Origin of the sequence: Streptomyces sp. NPDC088354, from assembly GCF_044753585.1 — a bacterium.
GTDB lineage: Bacteria > Actinomycetota > Actinomycetes > Streptomycetales > Streptomycetaceae > Actinacidiphila.
Map to the genome: position 1 here is coordinate 1 of NZ_JBIVNJ010000176.1, position 1,000 is coordinate 1,000.

The following is a 1,000-nucleotide window of genomic DNA, read 5'->3' on the forward strand; positions in this document are numbered from 1 at the left end:
CTTCTCCAGGGCGGTGCAGCAGGTGTCGACGATGAGGCGGGTGACGGTGTAGGGGTCGACGTTGGCGTTGGGGCGCCGGTCCTCGATGTAGCCCTTCTTGTCGACCTCGACCTGCCAGGGGATGCGCACCGAGGCGCCACGGTTGGACACGCCGTAGCTGTACTCGCTCCAGGGGGCGGTCTCGTGGGCACCGGTGAGCCGGTCCTCGACGCCGACGCCGTAGTTGCGGATGTGCTCCAGCGGCTTGTCGTCGCGGCCCAGGGACTCGGCCGCCTCGATGATCGCGTCGTAGCCCTCGCGCATGGCCTTGGTGGAGAAGTTGGTGTGGGCACCGGCGCCGTTCCAGTCGCCCTTGGCGGGCTTGGGGTCCAGCGTCGCGGAGATCCCGAAGTCCTCGGCGGTGCGGTAGAGCAGCCAGCGCGCGACCCACAACTGGTCGGCGACCTCCAGCGGGGACAGCGGGCCCACCTGGAACTCCCACTGGCCGGGCATGACCTCGGCGTTGATGCCGGAGATGCCCAGGCCCGCGGCCAGGCAGTTGTCGAGGTGGGCCTCGACCACGTCACGGCCGTAGATCTCGTCCGCGCCGACACCGCAGTAGTAGCCGCCCTGCGGGGCCGGGTAGCCGCCCTCGGGGAAGCCCAGCGGGCGGCTGCCCTGGAAGAAGGTGTACTCCTGCTCGATGCCGAACAGCGACTCCTGCGCGGCGAACCGCTCGGCGACCGGGCGCAGCAGCGCGCGGGTGTTGGACTCGTGCGGCGTGCCGTCGATGTTGAACACCTCGCACAGCACCAGCAGGTGGTCCCCACCGCGGATCGGGTCCGGGTAGCTGGCCACCGGCTTCAGCACCCGGTCCGAGCTGTGGCCCTCGGCCTGGTTCGTGCTCGACCCGTCGAAACCCCAGATGCCCGGCTCCGCGCCATCGGCGAGGATCTTGGTCTTCGAGCGCAACTTGGCGGTCGGCTCGGTGCCGTCGATCCAGATGTACTCGGCCTTGTAA

The 1,000-nt window shown here is 69.7% G+C and carries 1 protein-coding gene; it reads right to left on the minus strand.

Annotation, left to right across the window (positions count from 1 at the left end; translation table 11 throughout):
* A partial coding sequence (gene glnII, locus ACIP98_RS42555; RefSeq protein ID WP_401982271.1) for a glutamine synthetase occupies positions 1 to 1,000 on the minus strand: 1,000 nt, incomplete at both ends.